Annotated in this window: 1 protein-coding gene; it reads right to left on the reverse strand. The window is 39.2% G+C overall.

All coding sequences use genetic code 11. The annotated features are described in order from the left end of the window. Nucleotides 1-30: 30 nt before the first annotated feature. A protein-coding gene (locus PCH02S_RS35470; RefSeq protein ID WP_127458801.1) for an IS3 family transposase occupies nucleotides 31-1,391 on the reverse strand; the annotation gives its coding sequence in 2 pieces (ribosomal slippage) (nucleotides 31-935 and nucleotides 935-1,391; 1,362 coding nt in all). Between the last annotated feature and the right edge of the window lie 51 nt (nucleotides 1,392-1,442).

The following is a 1,442-nucleotide window of genomic DNA, read 5'->3' on the forward strand; positions in this document are numbered from 1 at the left end:
GAAGTGACCCCTTAAAGTTAGACAAATGTTTTATGCAACCTGTTGGGCATGAGCTCGGTACTGTACCGGGCTCATGCCTTTTAGTTTTGATTTGATACGTTTGTGATTGTAATAATCTATGTATCGTGCTAGTTCTTGCTTGAAGTGATCTACACTTTCAAACTCATTAAGATAAAGAAACTCCGACTTCATAATGCCAAAGAAGTTCTCCATTACTGCATTATCGTAACAATTTCCTTTGCGTGACATGCTCTGGCTAATTCCTTGTTTCTTCAAAGCATGTTGATACTGCTTCATCTGGTAGTGCCAGCCTTGATCCGAATGCAGGAGGAGTTCGTCCTCTTCAGATAAGCGTTTAAAGGCCTTATTTAGCATCTCGGAGACTAAGGAATAGGTAGGGCGGGACCCTACTGTGTACGTGATAATTTCACCGTTAAACAAGTCCAAAACAGGTGATACATACAGCTTTTCTCCAAACAATTTAAATTCTGTAATGTCGGTAACCCATTTCTCATTTGGTTTTTCCGCTTTAAAATTACGGCCGAGAACGTTAGGTGCAACTTTACCTACTGTTCCTTTATACGAGCGATATTTCTTCATACGTACTACTGATTTCAAGCCTAATTCTTTCATAATACGCTGCACTTTCTTATGATTAACTTGTTCTCTCCGATTCAATAATTCATCACGGATACGACGATAGCCATAACGGCCCTGATGTTCCTCGTAAATGGATTGAATAAGGAGTTTAAGGTCTGCGTCTAAATCGGGTTTATCGAACTGCTTTACCCAGTAATAGAATGTACTACGGGGGATGGCAGCGAACGCTAGCAATGTAACCACCGGGAATTCATGCCTTAATTCATAGACTACTTGTGCTTTGTCTTGTTTGGTGATTTTTCCTTGTTTTGAACTAAGGCATTCAACTTTTTTAAATAGGCGTTTTCCATCTTCAAACGTTCTATTTCAGCTTTTAGAGCTTCGACTGAACCCTCCGTAGGTTCTTGTTTCTTTGCAATGTTTTCTTTGTTATTTGTCACGAGTGAACGCCCCTTTTTCTTTGATTTCAGGGCGTCCTTACCATCTTCATTAAATTGATTGCGCCATTTTCTAATAATCCCTGGAGAGGAAATTTTGAAGATGACAGCAGCTTCATTTGGAGACGTCCCATACTCATTCATGTAGTTGAGTACGTCTAGTTTAAATGACGCAGTGTAAGCTGTATAGCTCTTTTCAAAAGCTCTTATCCCGTGATATTCGTATTGCTTAATCCACATACGTAAAACTTCATGATTTATCCCTAATGTTTTTGCAATGCTTTTGACTCCTTCAGTACCATTCTGATACATATGAATGGCCTTCAATTTCTCATCTAAACTGAAATTAGACAAAAAAACTGCACCTCCATTGTTAGTGGTGTCTAACAAATGGGGTGCAGTTCA

This window comes from Paenibacillus chondroitinus NBRC 15376, assembly GCF_004000765.1.
Classification (GTDB): Bacteria; Bacillota; Bacilli; order Paenibacillales; family NBRC-103111; genus Paenibacillus_E; species Paenibacillus_E chondroitinus.